This window comes from Microcoleus sp. FACHB-1515 (assembly GCF_014696105.1).
Taxonomy (GTDB): Bacteria; Cyanobacteriota; Cyanobacteriia; order Elainellales; family Elainellaceae; genus JAAUTJ01.
On the sequence record NZ_JACJPO010000036.1, the window covers coordinates 24,267 to 46,693 of the forward strand.

The 22,427-nt window shown below is 53.6% G+C and carries 23 protein-coding genes; 16 read left to right on the top strand and 7 right to left on the bottom strand.

Annotated elements, in window-relative coordinates:
- Positions 1 to 6: 6 nt before the first annotated feature.
- From H6F67_RS11715 to H6F67_RS11725, 3 genes are all read right to left on the bottom strand, one after another.
- Complete coding sequence (locus H6F67_RS11715; RefSeq protein ID WP_190766542.1) at positions 7 to 1,098, bottom strand: FAD-binding oxidoreductase; 1,092 nt, start codon at positions 1,096 to 1,098, stop codon at positions 7 to 9.
- A 47-nt stretch (positions 1,099 to 1,145) separates the two neighbouring features.
- A complete protein-coding gene (psbQ, locus tag H6F67_RS11720; RefSeq protein WP_190766544.1) occupies positions 1,146 to 1,643 on the bottom strand; it encodes a photosystem II protein PsbQ in 498 nt (165 codons plus the stop codon).
- Positions 1,644 to 1,772: 129 nt separating this feature from the next.
- A complete protein-coding gene (locus tag H6F67_RS11725) occupies positions 1,773 to 2,615 on the bottom strand; it encodes an alpha/beta fold hydrolase (RefSeq protein WP_313926817.1) in 843 nt (280 codons plus the stop codon).
- A gap of 120 nt (positions 2,616 to 2,735) precedes the next feature.
- On the opposite strand from H6F67_RS11725, the gene H6F67_RS11730 reads away from it, so the two are divergent.
- The 10 genes from H6F67_RS11730 (at position 2,736) to accC (ending at position 13,109) form a co-directional block, all read left to right on the top strand.
- Positions 2,736 to 3,248: a YcxB family protein gene (locus H6F67_RS11730; protein WP_190766546.1), complete on the top strand. Its 513-nt coding sequence runs from the start codon at positions 2,736 to 2,738 to the stop codon at positions 3,246 to 3,248.
- A 334-nt stretch (positions 3,249 to 3,582) separates the two neighbouring features.
- Positions 3,583 to 4,749 (top strand): sugar ABC transporter substrate-binding protein, encoded by a 1,167-nt coding sequence (locus H6F67_RS11735; protein WP_190766548.1) that lies wholly within the window; start codon positions 3,583 to 3,585, stop codon positions 4,747 to 4,749.
- 128 nt (positions 4,750 to 4,877) lie between these two features.
- A complete protein-coding gene (locus H6F67_RS11740) occupies positions 4,878 to 5,690 on the top strand; it encodes an ATP-binding cassette domain-containing protein (RefSeq protein WP_190766550.1) in 813 nt (270 codons plus the stop codon).
- A 12-nt stretch (positions 5,691 to 5,702) separates the two neighbouring features.
- A complete protein-coding gene (locus H6F67_RS11745; protein ID WP_190766552.1) occupies positions 5,703 to 6,947 on the top strand; it encodes a sugar ABC transporter permease in 1,245 nt (414 codons plus the stop codon).
- A 571-nt stretch (positions 6,948 to 7,518) separates the two neighbouring features.
- Entirely contained in the window at positions 7,519 to 7,719 is a 201-nt protein-coding gene (locus H6F67_RS11750) for a hypothetical protein (protein ID WP_190766554.1), read from the top strand.
- A gap of 212 nt (positions 7,720 to 7,931) precedes the next feature.
- Entirely contained in the window at positions 7,932 to 9,065 is a 1,134-nt protein-coding gene (nagA, locus tag H6F67_RS11755) for an N-acetylglucosamine-6-phosphate deacetylase (protein ID WP_190766556.1), read from the top strand.
- A 50-nt stretch (positions 9,066 to 9,115) separates the two neighbouring features.
- A complete protein-coding gene (gene bchM / locus H6F67_RS11760; protein WP_190766558.1) occupies positions 9,116 to 9,793 on the top strand; it encodes a magnesium protoporphyrin IX methyltransferase in 678 nt (225 codons plus the stop codon).
- Between the two features lie 94 nt (positions 9,794 to 9,887).
- The gene (locus H6F67_RS28355; RefSeq protein ID WP_190766560.1) at positions 9,888 to 10,526 is read left to right on the top strand and encodes a bL12 family ribosomal protein; all 639 of its coding nucleotides are present in this window, start codon (positions 9,888 to 9,890) and stop codon (positions 10,524 to 10,526) included.
- A gap of 168 nt (positions 10,527 to 10,694) precedes the next feature.
- The gene (locus H6F67_RS11770; RefSeq protein WP_190766562.1) at positions 10,695 to 11,411 is read left to right on the top strand and encodes a heme oxygenase (biliverdin-producing); all 717 of its coding nucleotides are present in this window, start codon (positions 10,695 to 10,697) and stop codon (positions 11,409 to 11,411) included.
- Between the two features lie 336 nt (positions 11,412 to 11,747).
- Positions 11,748 to 13,109 carry an acetyl-CoA carboxylase biotin carboxylase subunit gene (gene accC, locus H6F67_RS11775; protein WP_190766564.1) on the top strand — a complete coding sequence of 454 codons (1,362 nt, stop codon included), beginning with the start codon at positions 11,748 to 11,750 and terminating at the stop codon, positions 13,107 to 13,109.
- 65 nt (positions 13,110 to 13,174) lie between these two features.
- On the opposite strand, the gene H6F67_RS11780 is transcribed toward accC, so the two are convergent.
- On the bottom strand, positions 13,175 to 13,465 hold the full coding sequence (locus H6F67_RS11780) for a YggT family protein (protein ID WP_190766566.1): 291 nt from the start codon (positions 13,463 to 13,465) through the stop codon (positions 13,175 to 13,177).
- A 216-nt stretch (positions 13,466 to 13,681) separates the two neighbouring features.
- On the opposite strand from H6F67_RS11780, the gene psbX reads away from it, so the two are divergent.
- From psbX to H6F67_RS11795, 3 genes are all read left to right on the top strand, one after another.
- Positions 13,682 to 13,801, top strand: coding sequence for a photosystem II reaction center X protein (gene psbX / locus H6F67_RS11785; RefSeq protein WP_190766568.1), 120 nt, complete (start codon positions 13,682 to 13,684; stop codon positions 13,799 to 13,801).
- 283 nt (positions 13,802 to 14,084) lie between these two features.
- A complete protein-coding gene (locus tag H6F67_RS11790; protein ID WP_190766570.1) occupies positions 14,085 to 14,903 on the top strand; it encodes a Ycf66 family protein in 819 nt (272 codons plus the stop codon).
- 351 nt (positions 14,904 to 15,254) lie between these two features.
- Positions 15,255 to 16,733: a trypsin-like peptidase domain-containing protein gene (locus H6F67_RS11795; protein ID WP_190766572.1), complete on the top strand. Its 1,479-nt coding sequence runs from the start codon at positions 15,255 to 15,257 to the stop codon at positions 16,731 to 16,733.
- A gap of 72 nt (positions 16,734 to 16,805) precedes the next feature.
- Here H6F67_RS11795 and H6F67_RS11800 read toward each other — a convergent pair whose 3' ends face one another.
- Together H6F67_RS11800 and H6F67_RS11805 are read right to left on the bottom strand one after the other, a co-directional pair.
- Complete coding sequence (locus tag H6F67_RS11800) at positions 16,806 to 17,009, bottom strand: chlorophyll a/b-binding protein (RefSeq protein ID WP_190766574.1); 204 nt, start codon at positions 17,007 to 17,009, stop codon at positions 16,806 to 16,808.
- 13 nt (positions 17,010 to 17,022) lie between these two features.
- Complete coding sequence (locus H6F67_RS11805; RefSeq protein WP_190766576.1) at positions 17,023 to 18,033, bottom strand: succinate dehydrogenase/fumarate reductase iron-sulfur subunit; 1,011 nt, start codon at positions 18,031 to 18,033, stop codon at positions 17,023 to 17,025.
- Between the two features lie 727 nt (positions 18,034 to 18,760).
- Between H6F67_RS11805 and H6F67_RS11810 the strand changes: the two genes are divergently transcribed.
- Positions 18,761 to 19,174, top strand: coding sequence for an AbrB family transcriptional regulator (locus H6F67_RS11810; protein WP_190766578.1), 414 nt, complete (start codon positions 18,761 to 18,763; stop codon positions 19,172 to 19,174).
- 308 nt (positions 19,175 to 19,482) lie between these two features.
- Positions 19,483 to 20,268, top strand: coding sequence for a CPBP family intramembrane glutamic endopeptidase (locus tag H6F67_RS11815; protein ID WP_190766580.1), 786 nt, complete (start codon positions 19,483 to 19,485; stop codon positions 20,266 to 20,268).
- Here the strand turns inward: H6F67_RS11815 and cbiE are convergent.
- Positions 20,227 to 21,489 carry a precorrin-6y C5,15-methyltransferase (decarboxylating) subunit CbiE gene (cbiE, locus tag H6F67_RS11820; RefSeq protein WP_190766582.1) on the bottom strand — a complete coding sequence of 421 codons (1,263 nt, stop codon included), beginning with the start codon at positions 21,487 to 21,489 and terminating at the stop codon, positions 20,227 to 20,229. The genes H6F67_RS11815 and cbiE overlap by 42 nt on opposite strands.
- Before the next feature lie 74 nt (positions 21,490 to 21,563).
- On the opposite strand from cbiE, the gene H6F67_RS11825 reads away from it, so the two are divergent.
- Positions 21,564 to 22,328, top strand: coding sequence for an HAD family hydrolase (locus tag H6F67_RS11825; protein ID WP_190766584.1), 765 nt, complete (start codon positions 21,564 to 21,566; stop codon positions 22,326 to 22,328).
- Positions 22,329 to 22,427: the final 99 nt, after the last annotated feature.

Consider the following 22,427-nt stretch of genomic DNA (forward strand, 5'->3'; position numbering starts at 1 on the left):
CCCTCTTCAAGCCGTTTGTTGAGCGGGGGCGGCGATCGCTTCGCACACCGCCGCCGCCGTCACGGGAGCCAGCAAAACCCCATTTCGATAATGTCCGGTCGCCAGCAAAACGTTGTCATATCCCGACAGCAGGCCAATCACGGGAGCAGGCTGATTGTGCGGACGGGGACGCAAGCCCGACCAAGTTTGCAGAATTTTTGCTTCAGTCAAAGCAGGGCAAAAGGCGATCGCGTCCTCAAAGACTCGCTCCAGGCGATCGGGACTCGCTTCGGCCACCACTCCCGCCTCGTCCGGCAGTTCCACCGTTGCGCCAATCCAGTATTGATGCTGACCCAGCGGCACAAGATGCACATCGTCTCCCGTAATCACAGGTTGAAACGCGGCATCCCCGATCGCGTCTGGTAGCTGCACTTTGAGCGCTTGACCGAGGACAGGGCGAATGTCGAGCGGCGCATCGAGCGATCGCGTCAACTCGGTTGAACCCAATCCTGCCGCTACAACCACCCAATTCACAGACAAATTTCCAGAAGCGGTGACGATCTGCTGAGCGTGATTTTCAGCCGATCGAATGCTCAAAACAGGGCGATCGAACTCGAAGCGAACGCCGCGCTGTTTGGCCGCTTCCACCAGTGCCAAGGTCAAAGCCGTCGGATCAATTTGGCGATCGCACGGCGAGTAGATCGCGGCAACCAGATCGGGATGCTGAATTTGCGGACAGCGCGATCGCAGCTTTGGCACGTCCCAAAGCTCGATCGGCCAGCCTTGCGTTTGCCGAATCTCGATCAGGTTTTGCCAGCGCAAAAGTTCCGACTCGTCAAAGCACAGCATCACAATTCCCTGACGATTGTAGGGAACGCAATGGCCTAATTCCGCAACCAGCGTTTCGTAGCGCTGCATACTTGCCTGCCGCAGTTGCCACGATCGCCCCTTCACCTTCTGACTGATTGCGCCCATCAACACGCCCAAGGCTGCACCCGTCGAAGCTTGGGCGGGCAGTTGGCGATCGAGTACCGTGACACTTAAACCCGGAATCAAGCTGAGTTCATAGGCGATCATCGCGCCCACCACGCCGCAGCCAATTACAGCAACTTTCGTCATATCTGCAAAAAATAAAGGGCACAGTCGCGCTGCACCCCGATTCTGAATCAATCGTTGCTGGCTTTGATTTCTGGCGGCAGCAGATTCAGGTAGATCTCGAAGTCTTCGATCGCCCCGTTGTAGTTCTGCAACGCTTTTCGGCTATCTTCCGCTTTGGCCGCTTCGTCGATTTTAATCAGATGGCCGAAGACATCTTTGGCGGCTTCTTGGGCTTGCGGCTGCACGTCAGGGGCGAGTGTCCGCGTCAGACGGAGCATCGTTTGCCGCAGTTCACCCAGAGGGCCATGAATGTAGGTCTGCACGTCGTTCCAGCGTTTGCGCTGCACATAGCCGGGAATTTTCAGCATCCGCTCGCGCAGTTCTTCCACATCGCCCAAATAGCGCTTGATTTGCTCAAGCTGGGCGGGCGTGTAGGTCGAAACCGGACTGCTACTTTTGGCCGCGATCGCCACTCCACCCGAAGAAAACACCATCAAACCCACGAGTACCAGCGCTAGCAGGCTGCGTTTAACTCGATCGAGGAAGGCAGGAAACCCAGTCGTCATGCGCTTACTGTAAAGATGAATTACTCCGTTCCGAAATATATCTCAAAAGGTCGTCAGAATTTGTGCTGCTAAAGGGGGAATTGACGCATAGGGACATGGCACGCCGTGCCCCTACCAGAAATTTCTACATCATCTCGATCGCCGCAAAAAAGGCACGATCGCCTCGCTCACCTTTTCGTGCCAGTCTTCTTGCGGATAGTGGCCGACTTCTTCAAGCTGGACGAGTTTGCCGTCGGGTAAATTTTTGACGAACGATTCGGCAATGCTGAGCGACAGCCAGGGATCTTTGATGCCCCAGGCGACGAGGACGGGCTGTTGCCAGTTGGCGAAGGCTTGCAGTTCGTTCATCGCCTGCGGGAGTTGCAGATTGCGGACGGTGACGAACAGCGATCGCCCTGCATCCGAGCTTTTCAGGAACGGACAGCGATACACATCCAGATCGTCATCTTCAACGCGATAGCCGCCGCCGCCTTCGAGGGTGCGATCGACCAAGAGCGGATCTTGCGTCAGCATTTCGCCCGCCAAGGGAATGCCAAGCTGCTTCATTTTCCAGGGCAGTTTCGCGTCGGGTGTGATCGGCGCGTTGAGAATGACGATGCGATCGATTTGGTCAGGATGGCGCAACGCATATTGCAGTCCAACCGAGCCGACGAAGCCCTGCACCACAAGGGAGAATCGATCGATTCCCAGTGCTTTGACAAATTCTTCCAGCGCGGCGATGAAGGCATCGGGCGTGTAGGCAAATTCGCGCTTGTCGGGTTTGGCGGAAAAACCGGATCCGAGCCAGTCGGGAGCGATCGCCCAAAATCCTTGAGCGGCCAAAGCGGGCAGCACTTCGCGATAGCTGTAGCTCTGGGCGGGCAGTCCGTGCAGCAGCAACACAGGCGGCTTATCACTCGGATTGATCGGCTCAGCTTCGCGATAAAACCAAGTAAATTTCCCGACTTCAATAAATTTTTCTGCTGCCGCCACGATCGATCCCCATAATAGCGTTTCGATCGAGCTTACTGGGCAGACTGTGCATGAAGCAAGCATCGGAAATTTCGATCGGCTTGCTTCCGTCTGTTGCTCAGTCATTTACCTAAAAACGCCATGCTGAAGCTTGAATACCGCCTCACTCAACAGGATTACCTTGAAGCAAATTTTGCAAATCTTAGAGCGAATCGAGTCTTGTATTTACTTCTTTGGTTTATAAGTGGCCTCTTTCTGCTGTTTGGAATATTTCTTTTTGTGGTGGCGATTATAAACGGCGATTTCGCTCTGCCGTCTCTTCTTTATTGCTGTGTGTTTATGATATTTACTAATCCAGAGCCACAGATTAATCTTTTTATGCGTTGGATGTATGGATTGATCTGGAAGCAAAACGCTCATATGCACAATCCGATCGCCGCCGAAGTAACCGAAGCTGGACTTTCACTAGACACACTGAATATCAGCAGCCAAGTAAATTGGCAATCGCTTATCAAATTTATGGAAACACCAAATTTATTTGTAATTTATCAGTCGCCCCAGTTGTTCTATCCTTTGCCGAAGCGATCGTTTGCCAATGCCGCGCAGATTGATGAATTTCGATCGCTCCTGCAAACGCACATTCGAGCGCGCTAAACCTCGAAGTGTAAAGATTGATTGCAAATCCTCAGAAATCTGTCTTTTGGTTGCTTCGATCGCCATTTATTTCAGAAGAATTGAAAGTATCAGTTAAATGTCTGTCTCAATTGCTACGGATGCAGCCGCAATTAATGAATTTTTGATAAATCTTTCACACGAATTGCGATCGCATCTGTAAATCTGGAGTAATCGAGCAGCACGACTGCTAGTCCGAATCAGCGCGGCGAAATTGTCTTCACCGTTGCGCGTTTGGGGCAGCAGTTCATTTTCAGCGGCTACGCAACATGCCGCCCGTTTTGCTGTTCAAATTTCTTAAAAACTCAGGAGAAAAATGTTTAATCGTCGTCTTCGTCACTGGCTTCCGATCGCCGGATTGATGTTTCTCGCAGCCTGTAGCGGCAACGCGCCCAACGCGAATAATGGTGGAGAAGCCAACAACGCAGCGAATAATCAGCAAGGCGCAGCCAATACCGAATTTAGCGCTGCCCAAGGCTGCAACAACGTGGGCGTTTTGCTGCCCGAATCGGATACCTCGGCTCGCTACGAAGCATACGATCGCCCGTTGCTAGAGCGCGAAATCAAAGCCGCTCTGCCGGATGTGACGATTCAATATTCCAACGCCAACGGCAACGCCGACACGCAGCAAAATCAGGCCGAAGCCGCATTAACCAAGGGCGCTTGCATCCTCGTCGTGGGACCCAACGACAGCGAAAAAGCCGCGACGATCGTGCAGCAGGCCAAGGCGAGCGGCGTCCCTGTGATTGCTTACGATCGCTTGATTCAAGACCCCGATACGGCTTTCTACGTTTCGTTTGACAACGAGCGCGTCGGGGAACTGCAAGGCCAGTTCATTGTCGATCAGTTTAAAGCGGGCGAATTGGGACTCAAGCGCGGCGCAAATCTCGCCATGATTAATGGGTCACAAACGGACAACAACGCATTGCTGTTCCGTCAAGGCGCACTCAAAGCGTTGCAACCGCTGATCGACAGCGGCGACATCAATTTGGTCTATGACCAGTTCACGCCCAACTGGGAAGCGGCTCGCGCTCAGTCGGCAATGGAAGGCGTGTTGACGAAAGAAAGCAACAACGTCCAAATCGCCTACGTTGCCAATGACGGGCTGGCGAATACGGTAATCGCCGCACTGCGCGAACAAAACCTCGCAGGCAAAGTCCTCGTGACCGGACAAGACGCCACCCTGACCGGAATTCAAAATATCCTCAGCGGGACGCAGGCGATGACGATCTACAAGCCGATCGCCGAAGAAGCCCGCGCCACTGCCCAACTCGTGGCCGCGCTGAGCAAAGGTGAAGATGCCAGCAGCATTGCCAACCGCCAAACCGAACTCAAAGGCGGCGGACAGGTGCGATCGGTTCTGCTCGATCCGGTTGTGGTCGATCAGTCCAACGTGGCCGACACGGTAATCAAAGACGGCTTCTTGACCAAAGAAGAAGTGTGCCAAGGTCTGCCCTCAGGTGCGGGCGGCGTTTGTCCGTAGTCGATCGCCCTCACCCTAAATCCCTCTCCCTGGGGAGAGGGACTTTGAGATCCGGTTCGGTTCCCCTTCTCCCCCAGGGAGAAGGGGCTAGGGGATGAGGGGTCTTTCCTTTACTACTGAGAAAACCGATGACAGAAGCTTCTATTTCACTCGATCGCAGCCCGCAAAGCGATCGCCCTCCCACTTTGGAACTGCGGAACATCAGCAAATCGTTTGGTGGCGTTCGTGCCCTCAAAAATGTCGATTTTGCCGCTTACGCGGGCGAAGTAATGGGCTTGGTGGGCGACAATGGCGCGGGCAAATCCACGCTGATCAAAACGATATCGGGTGCATACATTCCCGATGAAGGCCAAATTCTCATTGATGGTCAGCCCGTGACGATTCAAAGTCCGCAAGACTCGACTCGTTTGGGAATTGAAACGGTTTATCAAGACCTTGCTCTGTGCGACAACTTGGATGTTGTCGCAAATCTGTGGCTGGGTCGCGAAGCCTATCGCACGGTGATTCCTGGCGTTTTGAAGACGCTGGATGAAACCGAGATGGAGCGGCAGACGATCGAAGTTCTCCGCACTTTGGACGTGAAAATTCCCTCGGTGCGATCGACAGTGGCCTCGCTCTCTGGCGGACAGCGGCAGTGCATCGCCGTTGCCAAAACGATTCTTCGGCAGCCCAAAGTCGTGCTGCTGGATGAACCAACCGCAGCCCTCGGCGTCGCCCAAACGCGGCAGGTGTTGAACTTGATTTTGCGCCTGAAGCAGCAAGGCTTGGCCGTTGTGGTGATTTCGCACAATTTGCACGACGTGTTTGAAGTGACCGATCGCATTACGGTCATGCGCTTGGGTCAACGAATTGCCAACTTCACGACTCGCGAGACGACGCCGGAAGTCGTGGTCGGTGCAATTACCGGAGCGAGCAACGTTGGAGCGCACGACGCCATCTAAAGGACAACCATTATGAAAAGCCTCGATAAAAATACGCAAAGTGAAGGCGGCGATCGATCGGTTCCGCAGCCTGTAGACGGTGCAGCTTCGCAGCCGCGTGAGAAGTTTAGTCTGCGATCGCTGATGCGCGGCGACATGGGCTTCATTCCCGTGCTGCTGACTTTGGCCGTGATCACGCTTTACTTTCAACTGACGACCAGCGGCATTTTCCTTCAAGCCCGCAACCTGACGAACCTGACACAGCAGATCGTCACGATCAGCATCCTCAGCGTTGCGGCTGTCCTCGTTCTACTGCTGGGTGAGATTGACCTCAGCCTTGCAGCCGTCGCACAAGCTTGCGCGGCAATCATGGCCGTTCTCTCAGTTTATGGCGGCTGGAATGCAGGCGCAGCAATTCTGGCAGCGTTGCTGGCCGGAGCGCTGATTGGCTTACTGAACGGCTTTTTCATCGCCGTTTTGCGCGTCCCGTCGTTCATCGTGACGCTGGCCGGATCGATCGGATATGCCGGATTTTTGCTACTCGTCTTGGGCGATCAAAGTACGCTGATCGTGCGCGATCCGGCCATTCGATCGATCGCTCCCACCTACCTCCACCCCGCGATCGGCTGGGGATTGCCGATCGCCCTGCTGATTCTGTACGGCTTGGGCTTGCTGTTTGAGCAGCAGCGTCGCCGTCAAGCCGGATTGAAGGCGCGATCGACCGGACAAGTTGCCACGCAGATTGGCATTGCAGCGGCAGTGGTGATCGTGATGATCTTCTTGTTCCAGTCGTATCAAGGCGTTCCGCAAGCCGTGATGATTGCGCTGGCGATCGTCGTGGCCTTCTGGCTGATTTTGAAAAAAACGCAGTTCGGTCGTCACCTGTATGCGGTTGGCGGCAATGCGGAAGCGGCTCGTCGCGCTGGCATCAACGTGGTCGGCATGAAACTGGCCGTGTTTACCTTGGCTTCCACCTTGGCTGCATTTGCCGGAATTATGCTGACTTCGCGCAGTACGGCTGTGGCGACGCAGGTGAGTTCGACTTTGCTGCTAAACGCGATCGCTGCTGCCGTCATCGGTGGCGTCAGTTTGTTCGGCGGACGCGGCACGGTTTGGGCGGTCGTCTTGGGCGCACTGATCATCGGCAGTCTGGACAACGGACTTGACCTGATGAACCAGCCGCAAAGCGTGAAAAGTATGGTGCAGGGTGCGGTTCTGCTGCTGGCTGTAACCGTTGATGCGGTTGTGCGGCGATCGGGCTTGAAAACCGGGCGATAGTTTGGAGGCGGCAATGCTGCCGCCCTCCCTCACAAAGAAATCAATAAAAAGAAGTTCGCATGGAAATAAATCTAAGCTCAATTGAATTCGCTTCTGAAAAGTGTTTTTGAGTGACCTGTCTAAACGCCGTAAATCCGCCCATTGAGCCTGAATAGCGTAATCATTCAGATGCATCTGCAATAACCATGTCAAGATAGAAATAAGCCCTCTGTCTGAGCTACCGTCTGAGAGCAAAGTATTAAGTCTTTGGGCAAGTCACACCAATTGCAAGCGTTCTTGAGTGGATAGAAGATGCGACAGCTTTCCGCAATGGAAAAACTCAAACTGATCCAAATTTTGGCTGAGAATTTATCGATCGCCGAGGATATTTCACCGCTAGAACCTTTCAAAATCTATGACTTGCCCACTCCATGTAACAGCTTCGGTGCTGGGGCAATATTGATGCAAACGCTTCGATTGTCCGACACCAGATCGGGCAGTTGGTAGAATTAGTAGATGATAGCGATCGCCTCCACACAACAATCGATCGTTCTCAATCTTTTCACCAAACCTCAGACGAGGAGATTCTGAAATGCCATTGACCGAACTAATGTCACAAATTCAGGAATTTTCAAAAATTGACAAGCTTCGGCTGATGCAGTTTCTCGCAACAGAACTGGTCAAAGAAGAAGATCCAGTCTGGTCGCCCTACGATGCCTCTGAAGCTGCCAATGTTGTAATGAACTGGTACAAGTTGAATAAGACGATCGAAACCACAATCAGCGATCGCTAGACAATCGATCGAATTTTCCAGCGCAGTTAATTTCTGATGTGAATTGCTGTCTTAACTCTGGTGTTGCGATCGAGTGGGGCAATTAGATTTTTAGACGCAACGCTAACTGCATATTGAGGAGATGCCGCACGGGGGAGGGGGCGATCGATCGTCACTGCTCAAATGTGACGCAAAGTGTTGATAATAGAAACTGCGTTCGCCAAGCGTTGACGATGCCCGTTGCCAACTCGCTCACCATTACTAATGTCCGCCTGATCGGGCAGGAAGGACTGTATCGGATTACAATCGCCGCCAACCGCATCGCCGCGATCGATTCGATGCGAAGTCCGCGTGTGTCGATCGCCACTGCACAATCGATCGATGCCGCAGGCGATTTTGTGACGCAGGGTGGCATTGATTTACAGATTAACGGCGCGTTGGGATTGGCGTTTCCCACTGTGCGATCGAGCGATCGCGACAAACTTGATAAAATCTGTCAGTTTCTTTGGGATCAAGGCGTAGACGGATTTTTGCCGACGATCGTGACCACTTCGATCGAGAATATCGAGCGATCGCTGTCCGTTTTTGCGGACTACCAATCAAAGAGTGCAAACCTGCTCGGCGTTCATCTGGAAGGACCGTTTCTCAATCCGGCCAAGCGCGGCGCGCACCCACAGGAGCATTTGCTGCCGCTGTCGATCGAGCAGGTCAAGCGCGTCTTAGGTGACTATGCCAGCATCGTCAAGGTGATCACGCTTGCACCCGAACTTGATCCCAGTGGCGAAGCAATCGAATATTTGCGATCGCTCGACATTATCGTCAGCCTCGGTCACTCGCTGGCAACGGCAGAACAAGCACAGCGGGCGATCGCACAGGGCGCAACAATGGTCACACATGCGTTTAACGCCATGCCGCCCTTGCATCATCGCGAACCGGGAATGCTAGCGGCAGCACTGCTGAGCGATCGCGTCCACTGCGGCTTCATTGCCGACGGACAGCACATCCACCCGCTGATGCTGAAATTGCTGCTGCGAAGCGGAAATCCCCTGTTTCTCGTCAGTGATGCGCTTGCGCCTTTGGGACTAGGGGACGGTCGCTATCCTTGGGATACTCGCGAAATCGACGTGGTGAACGGTACGGCACGGTTGCTAGACGGAACGCTGTCGGGAACGACGCTGCCTTTACTGGCGGGTGTACAAAATTTGGTAGCGTGGGAAATTTGTGAGGTGGAGGAGGCGATCGCCCTGGCGACGATCGCACCTCGTCAAGCGATCGGACTGCCGGGATTAAAAGTCGGTCAGCCCGCTTCACTTTTGCGCTGGCGATTCGACACAACGCTGGAATGGCAGCGAATCGTATTAGGATAATTGATTGGTCGCGGTTGCCGATTCTCAAGAAAAATTGCCTTCTTTGATTTATGAACGTTGACGACAAAACGATTGTGCGCGAATACTTCAACGCGACCGGATTCGATCGCTGGCGACGCATTTATGGCGATGGCGAGGTTAATAAAGTCCAGCTTGATATTCGCCAAGGCCATCAGCAAACGGTAGACACGGTTCTCGACTGGATGAAAGCGGACGGCAACGCTGCCGATCTGACGATTTGTGATGCGGGCTGTGGTGTCGGCAGCCTCAGCATTCCCCTAGCCGAAATGGGCGCAAAAGTGTTTGCCAGCGACATTTCCGAAAAAATGGTGGAAGAAGCGAAAGTCCGGGCGGCGGATGCACTGAGAGGAAACTTGCCGACGTTCACCGTGCAAGATCTGGAAGGCTTGAGCGGCAAATATCACACGGTGGTTTGTCTGGATGTGCTGATTCACTATCCGCAAGACAAAGCCGCCGAAATGATTTCGCATCTGAGCGATCGCGCCGAATCGCGCTTAATCCTCAGCTTTGCACCCAAAACCTTTGCTTACAGCTTGCTGAAGAAAATTGGCGACTTTTTTCCGGGTCCCAGCAAGGCCACCCGCGCCTATTTGCATCGCGAGGCGGACGTGGTGCAGGTGCTTAGCAGCAAAGGCTGGAAAATCAATCGGCAAAGTATGACGAAAACGAGTTTTTACTTTTCGCGACTTCTGGAGGCAGTTCGCTAGTTCAAAGGTTAGACTGCGATCGCAACCGTATTTTCCGCAAGCGATGTCGTGGTACAGACGAGCTACTTCTAGTTTTTCGATCAGCTTGGGTCTGGTGTTTATCATTGCTGGCATTCACTCGTTTAACGATCGCGATTTTTATCGTCGCGATCGCATGAATGACGGCATTGCCTCGATGCTGTTGGGTGGTACGCTGATTGGCTCCGGTGCGTTGTCCAAACGCAATTTACGCCTGCAAAAACAGCAACAGGAGCGCGATCGATTGCGATCGGTTTTCTATGGCCTTTTGCGGCAAACCGATACCGTGACGGTCTTGCAGTTTGCGATCGCCGCTCAAGTCGCTGGAGAAGTCGCCAAGCCGTTTCTGGAACAGCAGGCGCAAATTTTTGGCGCGGAATTTGACATTAGCGATCGCGGCGAAATCACCTACCGATTTCGATCGAGCCAGTGGCCGCCGATCGCGCTGCCTGCTCCGGTTGCTGATGCGCCCCAGTTGTCATCCGAGATGTTTGATGTGGTTTTGTTTTCCTGCCCGCCCAAGCAAAAGCTGTCTGTGATCAAAGCCGTCCGCGACCTGACGGGCATGAGTCTCAAACGCGCTAAAAGCTTGATTGATTCTGCACCCCAATCGGTGATGCAAAATATTCCTCGCGATCTGGCTGAAGCGTATGTGCAGCGGTTGGAACGAGCCGGAGCAGTTGTCACCTTGAGCGCCCACCAAAAGCAGAGTTAAGCGATCGCCCTCTTCCTCAAGTTACAGGCCGACTCTACCTTTCGTAAGAATTCGTAATACCAACTCTCATCAAATCGGATTACTGTAACAATTTAGGGGCGAATTCGGTCACGACCGATACGCTTGCTCACACCCTTCATGAAGGAACGTTAAGTAGGACTATTTAGCATGAGCAGTAATTTGGCAGCGAAGCTGCGCGAAGGCACGAAAAAAGCCCACACTGCGGCTGAAAATATGGGCTTCATCAAGTGCTTCCTCAAAGGCGTGGTCGAAAAAAATTCGTACCGCAAATTGACGGGCAACTTCTACTTCATCTATGCGGCGATGGAAGAAGAAATCGAGCGGCATCGCGACCATCCGATCGTCTCGAAAATTTACTTCCCCGAACTGTTTCGCAAAGCCAGCTTAGAGCAAGACTTGCAGTTCTACTATGGCAACAACTGGCGCGAACAAATTCGCCTGTCGCCTGCGGGTCAAGCGTATGTCGATCGCATCCGCGAAGTGTCCAACACGGCGCCCGAACTGCTTGTCTCGCATTCCTACACGCGCTACATTGGCGATTTGTCTGGTGGCCAAATTCTCAAGAAAATCGCGCAGCGAGCCATGAACTTAGGGGAAACCGAAGGCGTGGCGTTCTACGAATTTCCCACGATCCCCGACGAAAAAGCCTTCAAAGCTAAATATCGCGAACAGCTTGACCAAGCTCCGGTCGATGACGCAATGGGCGATCGCATCGTCGAGGAAGCCAACGCCACGTTCGGCATGAACATGAAAATGTTCCAAGAACTCGAAGGCAGCTTAATCAAGGCGATCGGTCAAATGCTGTTCAACACGGTTACTCGTCGGCGCGTTCGCGGCAGCACCGAACTGGCAACCGCCGATTAAGTGCTCTGCTGCACCAGGAAATGAATCTCCTGTCTGAGAGCTACAGTCAGTTGGAACTGACTCGATCCATTATTGCCAACCCATTTCAATGGATTTAAGCTTTCAGTCGGAACTTGAGTTCACGGCAAACCCGTAACTCCTAACGATAAAGTAATGCAATCCGGCTAAATCTGTCGTTTTGCATTGCTCACGCAGGGCACTTCTGATCGGAGTGCCCTGTCTTGTATGTAGCCGCTCATTTGCCGCATCGCCTGCGTGATACGATGAGCAATTGTCTCCCCCAACGATTTCGCCACCACAATCGGGAATCGCTGGCTTACCACAGCTTGCCGGACGATGCGCTTTGACAAAATTTTGATTGCTAACCGGGGTGAAATTGCCCTCCGCATCCTCCGCACCTGTGAAGAGATGGGCATCGGCACGATCGCCGTTCACTCGACGATCGATCGCCACGCCCTCCATGTCCAACTGGCTGACGAAGCCGTGTGCATCGGCGAACCACCCAGCAGCAAAAGCTATCTCAACATTCCCAACATCATTGCCGCCGCCTTGACGCGCAACGCCAGCGCCATCCATCCGGGCTACGGCTTCTTGGCAGAAAACGCTCGCTTTGCCGAAATCTGCGCCGACCACCAGATCGCGTTTATTGGCCCGTCTCCCGATGCCATGCGATCGATGGGCGACAAATCGACGGCGCGAAAAACCATGCAGCAAATTGGCGTCCCGACCGTTCCCGGCAGCAAGGGACTCCTGACCGATGAGCGCGAAGCGATGAGCGTGGCCGAGTCGATCGGCTATCCCGTCATGATCAAAGCCACAGCAGGCGGCGGCGGTCGCGGAATGCGACTGGTTCGCAGCGAAGATGAACTTGTAAAAGCTTTTTTAGCAGCACAGGGCGAAGCAGAGGCGGCCTTTGGCGATCCAGGCGTCTATCTGGAAAAATTCATCGAGCGTCCGCGCCACATTGAATTTCAAATTCTTGCCGACAGCTACGGCAACGTCATTCACTTGGGCGAACGCGACTGCTCGATCCAGCGGCGTCACCAGAAATTACTCGAAGAAGCACCCAGTCCCGCCCTATCGCCAGAGCTGCGTGAAAAAATGGGCGCGGCGGCGGTGCGCGTCGCTCAGTCGATTAACTATCTTGGTGCAGGCACGGTCGAATTTCTGCTGGATCAATCCGGCCAGTTCTACTTTATGGAGATGAACACACGGATTCAGGTTGAGCATCCGGTGACGGAAATGATTACCGGACTTGATCTGATTGCCGAACAGATCCGCGTTGCCCAAGGGGAAAAGCTGAGGCTGACGCAAGATCAGGTACAGTTGCGCGGGCATACGATCGAATGCCGCATCAATGCCGAAGATCCAGACCATAATTTCCGCCCCAATCCCGGACGGATCAGCGGCTATTTGCCTCCTGGTGGTCCCGGTGTGCGGATGGATTCGCACGTCTACACGGACTATGAAATTCCGCCATATTACGATTCGCTGATTGGCAAGCTGATCGTGTGGGGAGCCGATCGCACTTCGGCCATTCGCCGCATGAAACGCGCCCTGCGCGAATGCGCGATCACCGGATTGCCGACAACCATTAGCTTTCATCAAAAAATCCTGGAAACAGCGGAATTTGCTGAAGGCAAAATCTACACCAATTTTGTCGAACAGATGCAGCAACAGCTACTCAAATCCCGCTAATCGATCGAGGTTTGGCGAACACCCAACCCCCGATCACGGCGTGCTGGAACGAGCTTCTGAATTCCTTACTGAACCTGCGACATCATCGTGAGCAAGCCTTGCTGACCGAGCAGCAGTTCGCGCACCAGGCTGAAGATTCCGATCCAAACGATCGGGCTGATGTCCACGCCACCCAAGGGTGGAACTAGCTTTCGCATCGGGCGCAAAAACGGTTCAGTCGGCCAAGCGATCAGGTTGTACGGTAGCTTGTTGAGATCAATTTGCGGATACCAGGAGAGAACAATCCGCAGGATGAACAGCAAAATGAACAGTCCCAAAAACGGACCTAAAACCCAAGTGGCAATGCTAGCGGCCATAGCGTTTTAAATTGCTAAATTTTGTTACTTCTTTCCCTCATATTTTACTGTGGATGCGGCAGTTGCGTGAAAGCTCGCAAACCTAGATGGAAGGCAGGATCGATCGCCCTTCCAGCAATTAATTTTCAAATCCGATCGCTCACGTACTTCTCAAGCGATTAACAGATCGATAAGATTATTGATGAACGAACTTGCGCTTTGAGGAAAAGGAACACCATGACGCCATCTTTAGCAAATTTTCTATACAGCCTGCTTGCCGGAGCCGTGATTATTGTGATCCCCGCAACGGTGGCGTTGATTTTCATCAGCCAGCGTGACAAAATCCAGCGCGGCTAGATCTCGATCGCTGGGGGCGCAGCTTGTGCCTCCAGTTTTTACCCTGTTGAAACTGCCATTAATGAGGTGGCTGTCTTCCGCTGACTCGCTAAGATAGGAACTTCGGACATTCGTGCAGAGAATTGACTGAGATGATCAATATTGGAATTGGGTAGGGCGCTCTCGTAGGCATTGGTCTGCTTGTTCTCGCGATCGCGGTTGTAGCCCTTTATTTTCTGGTAATCTCTCGTTGACTCGCTAAGATAGGAACTACTTAAGACATTCTCGTGGAGAACGGGTAGAGATGGTCAATATTGGACTGAATCCAAGCAGTATAGTTGGCATTGCTCTGGCGATCGGGGGGGCTGGTCTCTACTTCTTGCGTAACTTTAAGCCAGCCTTAGCTAGAGATTACGACATCTTCTTTGCCGCAGTCGCGCTGCTGTGCGGCGGCATTTTGTTTTTTCAAGGCTGGCGGCAAGACCCGATTCTCCAATTTGGTCAGTTCATGTTGGCGGGCACTGCGGCCTTCTTCGCCTACGAGAGCATTCGGCTTCGCGGCATCGCCACCGAGCAGGCCAAGCGCACGACGCCTGTTGTGGATGATGAGCGACCGATCAGCCGCGTCTATCGCGCCGAACTAGACGACTACAACGCACTGGACGAACGTCCAGTCAGCAACAATCGTCGCCGCATTTCCGCCACTCGTGATGCTCGATCGAGCCGCGATGAATTTGATGATGTGCGACGCTCCGATCGCGCTCCCCGCCTCGCTCCAAGTGAAGACCGTCCACGCTCGTCCAAGCGGCGATCGAATAGTCGTCCGTCGAGCCGTTCTGCCGCTCGTGATTTTGAGCGATCGGTGTGGGATGACGACTTGTCTAGCCGCGAAGACGATCTGCCCGTGCGTCCGAGCCGCAACGATTTCGACAGCGATGCACCCCGTCCGCGTCGTCCGCGCCCGCAGTCTGATTCGCGCCGCGACGATCGCCCCTCCAGAAGCGACTACCGTGACGATGCATTCCGTGAACCAAAGCGCCCAACGGATGCCAAGCCACCCGCTTCTGACTATGTAGACTACCAGCCGATCGACGACTCCGATAGTTCTCCACGCTTCGAGTAGCAATCGATCGCCCTTGCTTTTGCGCCGACTGTAGCTTTTTCGCTGTAGGTCGGCGTTTTGCTATTCCAGCTCGCTCAAGCTTAAAAATTTTTGCCGCTCCCTTCTCGGAATCAAAAGGGCAAACTAGGATCAACTCAAGTACACCTCGAATTCGCTCTAAATTCAGAGTAGTGAGGACAACTGAAACAATGTTTTGCCAAATCAAGTCCTGGTGTTTTGCAGGGGGCGAGCCGCTACGTCTTGAATGCATATTAATTTGTATCGTCCAATCTCGCTTGCTCAACGGAATTGGCGATCGCTCTTCCGTATTTGTTTAGTAATCGCAATCGCAGTCGCACCTAATTTCTCAGCATGAACACTCAATTTCTGCGTCTCGTAGCCTCCGGCCTACTTAGTGCAGGTACAGCAGGCAGTCTTTTCGCACTCAACGCCCTTTCTCCCGTCAACCTGTTAACGCTGACCGGGCAGATTAGCCAGCAGGCGATCGCTCAAACCAGCGAGGAAGATGTGAACGTCCGGGTTTATCAGCAGGCAAGTCCGGCTGTAGTGTCGATCGACACTGGAGCAGGCACAGGCAGCGGCAGCATTATCTCGGCAGACGGTTTGGTTCTGACGGCGGCGCATGTCGTCGAGGGTGTGGAAGCCGTGACGGTTATTCTTTCGGATGGTCGTCGGGTGCAGGGCGATGTGATTGGCTATGGCGACGCGGGCGTTGATTTGGCAGCGGTGCGCTTGCGGAATCAGCGCAACTTACCGACGATTCCGCTGGCAACTCCGGGTTCTGTTCAAGTGGGTCAGCGGGCGTTTGCGATCGGCAATCCGTTTGGCCGCTTTCAAAATACTTTCACCAACGGCATCGTCAGCCGCATTGACGCCAATCGCGGTTTGATTCAAACGAACGCCGCCATTAACCCCGGCAACTCTGGTGGCCCACTGCTCAACAGTCAAGGCCAGCTTATCGGCGTCAACAACGCGATCTACACAACCGGACGCGACGGCGGCAACATCGGCATCGGCTTTGCGATCGCGCTGGACGAAGTGCAGCCGTTCCTGGTTGCTGTCCGCGAAGGTCGTGCTGCCCAAACGGTGCAAACGCCGCAGATTGACGCGAACGCGCAAAGCATTACGCTTAATGGTCAGCCCATCAGTGGAACCTTGAGCGATCGCAGCAGCATTCTTCCGGCTGACGATAGCTACTTCAACGCCTACAGCTTCGACGGTCAGGCAGGCCAGCAAGTGCTGATTGAAATGAGCAGCAGCGATTTTGATGCCTACCTGATTTTGATCGGGCCAGATGGCGAATCGATCGGGCAAGATGATGACGGTGGCGGCGGCACAAATTCACGTTTGATTGCCACACTGCCCGCCAGCGGTCGATACACCATTTTGGCGAACACCTACTCAGCAGGCGAAACGGGCGACTACAGCCTGCGGGCAGCGACAACCTCAGCCCGTCCAACCACGCAGACTCCACGACCTGGAACCGGAGGCGCATCCCGACCCACGCCGCAAGGTGTCATCCTGCGCGAACAAGGCGTATTGGGTGAAAATTCGCAGGTGCTTGAGCAGGACGGCAGCCTGTATGACCAATATCAGTTCCAAGGCCGCCAGGGGCAACAGGTGACGATTTCGATGGAAAGCAGCGAGTTTGACACCTATTTGCTGCTGGTTGATCCGAACGGGCAGCTTGTCGATCAAAACGACGATGGATCGCAAGGCTCAACCAATTCGCAGATTGTCGCGACGCTGCCTGCGGATGGAACCTACACGGTGATCGCCAACGCTTACGACAGCACTGGTCGAGGCCGCTACACAATTACGGTTCGCTAGAAACGATTTACTAAAAATCGATCGAACTAGACGGGGGCGTTGTTTCGATGACGCCCCTTTTTGCTGCGTCAGCTAGCGCAAGCCCAGCCAGGAAAAGAAGCTTTGGCGGGTCAACAGTTCAATCACAATCAGGGCAACAAAGCCAATCATGGCAAAGCGTCCGTTGATCGTTTCGGCGTAGGGCGTCCAGCCGAAGGCGGGTTCGGGCTGAATTTCTTCTGGAGGAGCGATCGCTCCAGTTTCGGCAGGATTGGCAGGAGAAGGCGTTGGAGTCATGAGCGTTAAATCGTTAAGAATTATGCTGTTCTAAATTTTGCACAGATTCGATCAGCGATCGCACCTCCGCCGCTCCTTCAGACGGCTCGAAGCTGAAGGGAAACTTGCCCCGCACCAGCATCCGCACTCCCAACGGCCCCAAGCTCGTCAGTCCCCGCAAATCGCGAAACGAGTTGCCGACAACCTTGAGGCCAAAGCGTCGCTCGTCAATCCAGCCGCCGGACTTGACTAGATCAATCAGTACTTTGCGGTGCCGGACGGATCGATTGGTCTGCTCCGTTTGGCGATCGAGAATTTCCTGCTTAATTTTGCCGATTTGATCCATCGGCGCAACATCCATCGGACAAACAGTATTGCAGTAGTAGCAGCGCGTACAGCCCCACACGCCTGCCGTTCCGGTTCCGTACTGGTCAAGGCGAATCTCCGTCTGATCATCGCGAGAATCAGCCACCATCCGATAAGCTTTGGCGAGGGCATGAGGTCCGACAAATGATTCATCAACGGTCCGGGCGTTGCACTCGGAGTAACATGCGCCACAGAGGATGCAGTTGCCCGATTGATTGAGGCGATCGCGCTCTGCGGGCGTTTGCAAAAATTCGCGCTCTGGAATCTGGCGAGACTGCGTGCTGACGTAAGGATCAACCGCCTTAAGATTGTTCCAAAAGCTCTGCATATTCACGACTAAATCTTTGATCACAGGCATATTGCCCATTGGGGCGATCGCGATCGTCGGAACTTCTGCAACGGGCTGATGCCTGTCCTGAGCGATTTGTTGAAGCCTGGCGACTTCGCTGCCGATGTTTTCTTTGCAGGCCAACGCCGATCGCCCGTTAACACGAATGGCACAGCTTCCGCAAATCGTGTTGCGGCAGTTTTTGCGAAAGGCCAGCGTGCCGTCTTGCTCCCACTTGATGCGATTGAGGCAGTCTAAAATCGTGTTTCCCGGCTCAACATCCAGGCTGTAGGACTGCACACGCGGAGCTTGATCGGCGGTTTGACGAACAACTTGAAACGTAACTTGCATAAATCGGCGATTGGCAAAAGGATCAGATCAAAACCGCGATCGAAATCGGCGGCACGCTCTATCTTCTAGTTTAGAGGGCGGCTACAAACTACTTCAGGAAACGCAAAGTTGGAATCGAACGCGGCGCGGTTCACCTTGCTGCAATCCAGCTTGAAGCAGTGGTTTATCGATCTTTTCGTTGATTTTCGAGCAATCGAGCAGCGCTGGTGCAACAAACTCGCTGAGGCGATCGTCTGCCAATCACCTTGATTTTTAGCGTGGTTGATTAATAGACCTGTCGTAAAAATTGAGGTCATCTTTGCAAGGCATTCTTGCAATTGACTGTGCAAAAACCCGCTGAAATAGCGGCGGTTCAGCTATTTTTCTAGCAGCGATCCCGGTTTGGGGCAAGCAAGCGATCGCCGCCCGCCCGAATTTTCGCTCGTCACGTTTCTTCTAAAGAATTGCCTGCAATAACCGTTGACGACTTGCCTAGATGCGCCTGTATAATTTTTGAACATCAAATATTTTTGAAGTTGCGATCGATTTGAAAAATTTCCTGTTTCATGTTCAAGCTTTAGAGATATATTTTATAGAGTGATAAACAAGGCCGAAATTGCATATTCAATCCGCAGCCTTTGCTGATTTCTGCAATTTCGTTCATCTAACCCGCAAACTGCCCAATTTGGGCTTGTTGCTCGCCTCAATTCATCGTTGTGTTGAACATCGAAAGGACAACTTGGAAGCAATGACTGAAACTGCCACCGCTCCACTGACGGGAAAAGCGCTTTTGCAAAAAGTAAAAGAGCTTTCTAATTTACCTCGACGCGAGAAAGCTAAGCGCTGCGGTTATTACACGACCGGAAAGAATAATCAGGTGCGCGTCAATTTGGCCGAGTTTTTTGAGGCGTTGCTGGCCGCAAAGGGCACACCAATCAGCGCTGAAGGGCCAAAAGATGGCCGGGGACGTGAACCAACCTACCGCGTCAGCGTACACAAGAACGGTCAAATTGTGATTGGAGCCACCTACACCGAAAAGATGGGTCTGAAGCCCGGTGACGAGTTTGAAATTAAGCTCGGCTACAAGCACATTCATCTGATTCAACTTGACAGCGATCGCAACGGTTCTGCTCCGGCGATCGATGATGAAGACGAAGAATAAGCCGCAGCAGACAATCGGCCATTTTACGAGCGCATTCCGTCAATGGCTGGTCTGCTGCAATGCACCTGTGATCGATCGCGTTTGCAGATTCGTTTGCCTGCAATCGATCGCCTAAATGATTGGCTTGAATTCCGCTTGCGTCCGTTGATTTTGCTGATAGCCAAGCGATGGATGTGGCGATCGCAAGCCGAGCAACAAATGGCTGAGTCGGCAAGCTCTAGTTGCCACTGTTGCTTTGGTTTCTGCTGCATGAAACGATGCCCGCCATCAACAATCTTCAACGTTAAAACCCGACCGATTCTAATTTCATGCAGTCCGCGATCGCGATTGTCCGCTTCTTTGTAATTTGGATTGGCCTGTGGCTGCCGATCGCGATTTTGATTGCCATTTCTTTAAAATGGCGTCCGCCTCAACCACTCACGCTGGAACAAAAGCTGCCGCTGCTCGCCTCGCTGTATGCGATCGCGCCGATCGTCCTGTGGGGCTTCGCAGGCTGGGAAAATCCCCCCTTCGCCATCTACGGGCTGCCTTGGCACAGTTCCGTTTTGATCGCGCTGGGTGTTGGACTCGCAGCAGGCGTGGGCGGAATTTTGCTGCTGGTGGCGATCGAAATCTTGTTCGGCTGGGTAAAGGTGACGATCGCTCCCGCTGCGGTGACGCCTACTGCCCTGCTAACGCCGCTGATTCTAGGGTTATGGGTTGGCGTGACTGAAGAATTAATTTTTCGCGGCCTGCTGCTGAATGTGCTGCAAGGTGAATTTTCGGGCTGGACGGCAGCCGCGATCGCCAGCGTCGTCTTCGCCCTTCTGCATCTGGTTTGGGAAGGAAGCGCCAACCTGCCGCAACTGCCCGGACTCTGGCTGATGGGCATGGTTCTCAGCCTCGCTCGCTGGACGGATGGCGGACAGATCGGCCTCGCGTGGGGACTTCATGCCGGATGGATTTGGGGAATTGCCAGCCTGGATGCGACCGGAGCGATCGCCCATCCGCAAGGCAAACTGGCATGGCTCACTGGACTCGACGGCAAACCGCTTGCAGGCGGGATGGGGCTGCTATTTCTGTTGGGAACAGGCTTCGTCTTGTGGCGGCTGTAGCGTCAGCAGCGTAACCGGATTAAGCGGCTGGAGGCGCGTCAGCCGAGCCACAGCGATTGATCGCGCAAGCTGAACTTGCAGCAAATGATGTCGCCACTGCTGCGTTTGGCTCCAAGCGATCGCGCTGTGCAAATGTTCCAGCGTCGCCAAGGCCAGCACGATCCGCCCGTTCGATCGCAAACGAAATTGGCAGGCCGATAGCACTTCAATCAAATTGCCGCCGCTGCCGCCGATGAAAATGCGATCGGGCGCAGGCAAATTTTCCAGAACGATCGGAGCCGTGCCGTGAACCGGAATCACGTTCGTAACGCGAAAGCGCGTGGCGTTCTCGGAGATCAAAGCAAAACCTGCCGCCGACTTTTCGATTGCATAAACCTGCGAAGTCGAAAACAATCGCGCCATCTCGATCGAAACGGAGCCTGTCCCAGCACCGATGTCCCACACGATTTGATCGGCCTGAAGCGCCAGTTCTCCCAAGGCTAAAATTCTGACTTCGCGCTTCGTGATCAGGCCGGGGCGATCGTCAAACGAAACAAAACTCGAATCTGGCAGACCGAAGGCGGGCAGGCTGGCAAGATCGATCGCGGTGGCAGACTGCCGCACCAAAATCACGACGTTGAGCGGCGCAAAGGTTTGATGAAGAATTTCTGGCGGCGAAAAGCTGCGAATCTGCTCGTCGCTGCCGCCCAACGCTTCGCACACCCAAATCTGATAGCAGCTTGGCAAATCGAGCGACAGGAGAAGGCGGGCGATCGCCTGCGGACTGTGTTCCGCATCGGTGAGGACGGCAATTTTGGCTGCACCCTGCTGAAGTGCCTGCGTGAGTTCATCCAGCGATCGCCCGTGAACGCTGACGATGCGGGCATCTTGCCAGGGGAGTTTGACGCGACTAAAAGCAAGCTGAATCGCGCTCAAATGCGGATGAAACGTCAGCAGCTTTGGAGAAAATTCGCTCAGCAGCAAGCGCCCGATGCCAAAAAACAAAGGATCGCCAGAAGCTAAAACGACGATCGGCTGATGGGTTGGCAGCAAGTGCCGCATTTGCTCGATCGCCTGCCGCAAATCGCCTAATTCAATTCGCTCAGCAGAATGATCTGCAAAGTAGGCCAAGTGGCGATCGCCTCCGACCAAAACCGCCGCCTGCTGCACGATTTGGCGAGCGGTTTCGCCCAGTCCGGCAGATCCATCCAGGCCAATGCCAATGACATGAATTGCCGTCATTTCGCTGAAAATTGCTTGCTGAAGAAGTTCACCCAATTATCATATGAATCGATCGCAACCGCAGGTAAGTAACGGTGGACAATCCAACCATTCTCGCGCTCGATTTTGACGGCGTTTTGTGCGACGGGCTGATTGAATACTTTCAAACGGCTTGGCGCGTCTATGTGCAGCTTTGGCATCCGATCGAGCAAACGCCACCCGCAGGATTAGCCGAACAGTTTTACCGCCTGCGACCCGTCGTCGAAACCGGATGGGAAATGCCCGTTGTGATTCGATCGCTGCTGCAAGGCGTTCCAGAAGCCGAAATTTTGCTGCACTGGAGCGAAATTGCCGTCGCGCAAATTGCTGCCGATTCTTTGAGTGCGGCAGATTTGGGTGCGGCAGTCGATCGCGTCCGTGACGAATGGATTCAAGCAGATTTGGCAGGCTGGCTGTCCGAGCATCGGTTTTATCCTGGCGTGATCGATCGCCTGCGCGAACTTTGCGACAGTCCAGTGCGTTCCTTGATCATCACGACAAAGGAAGGACGATTTGTTCAACAGCTTTTGCAGCAGCAAGGCATTTCCCTCAGTGCCGATCGAATTTTGGGAAAAGAAGTGAAGCAGCCCAAAACGCAATCGCTGAGGCAAATTCGCCAACCCAATGATGTGATTTGGTTTGTGGAAGATCGGCTGAAAACGCTGCAAACCATTACCACACAAGCGGATTTGGCGGATGTGCGCTTGTTTCTAGCCGACTGGGGCTACAATACGCCGGACGATCGCCAAACTGCGGCAGAAGACGATCGAATTGAACTGCTGTCGATTCAACAGTTTTGTCGAGATTTCAGCCAGTGGTGAATAAAAATGACGGAAATCCAACCAAGAGGGATGAACAATTACAAGTTGAACTCTATACTGAAACGAAATTGAAAAGACGGGGATCAATTGCCGTTTGCG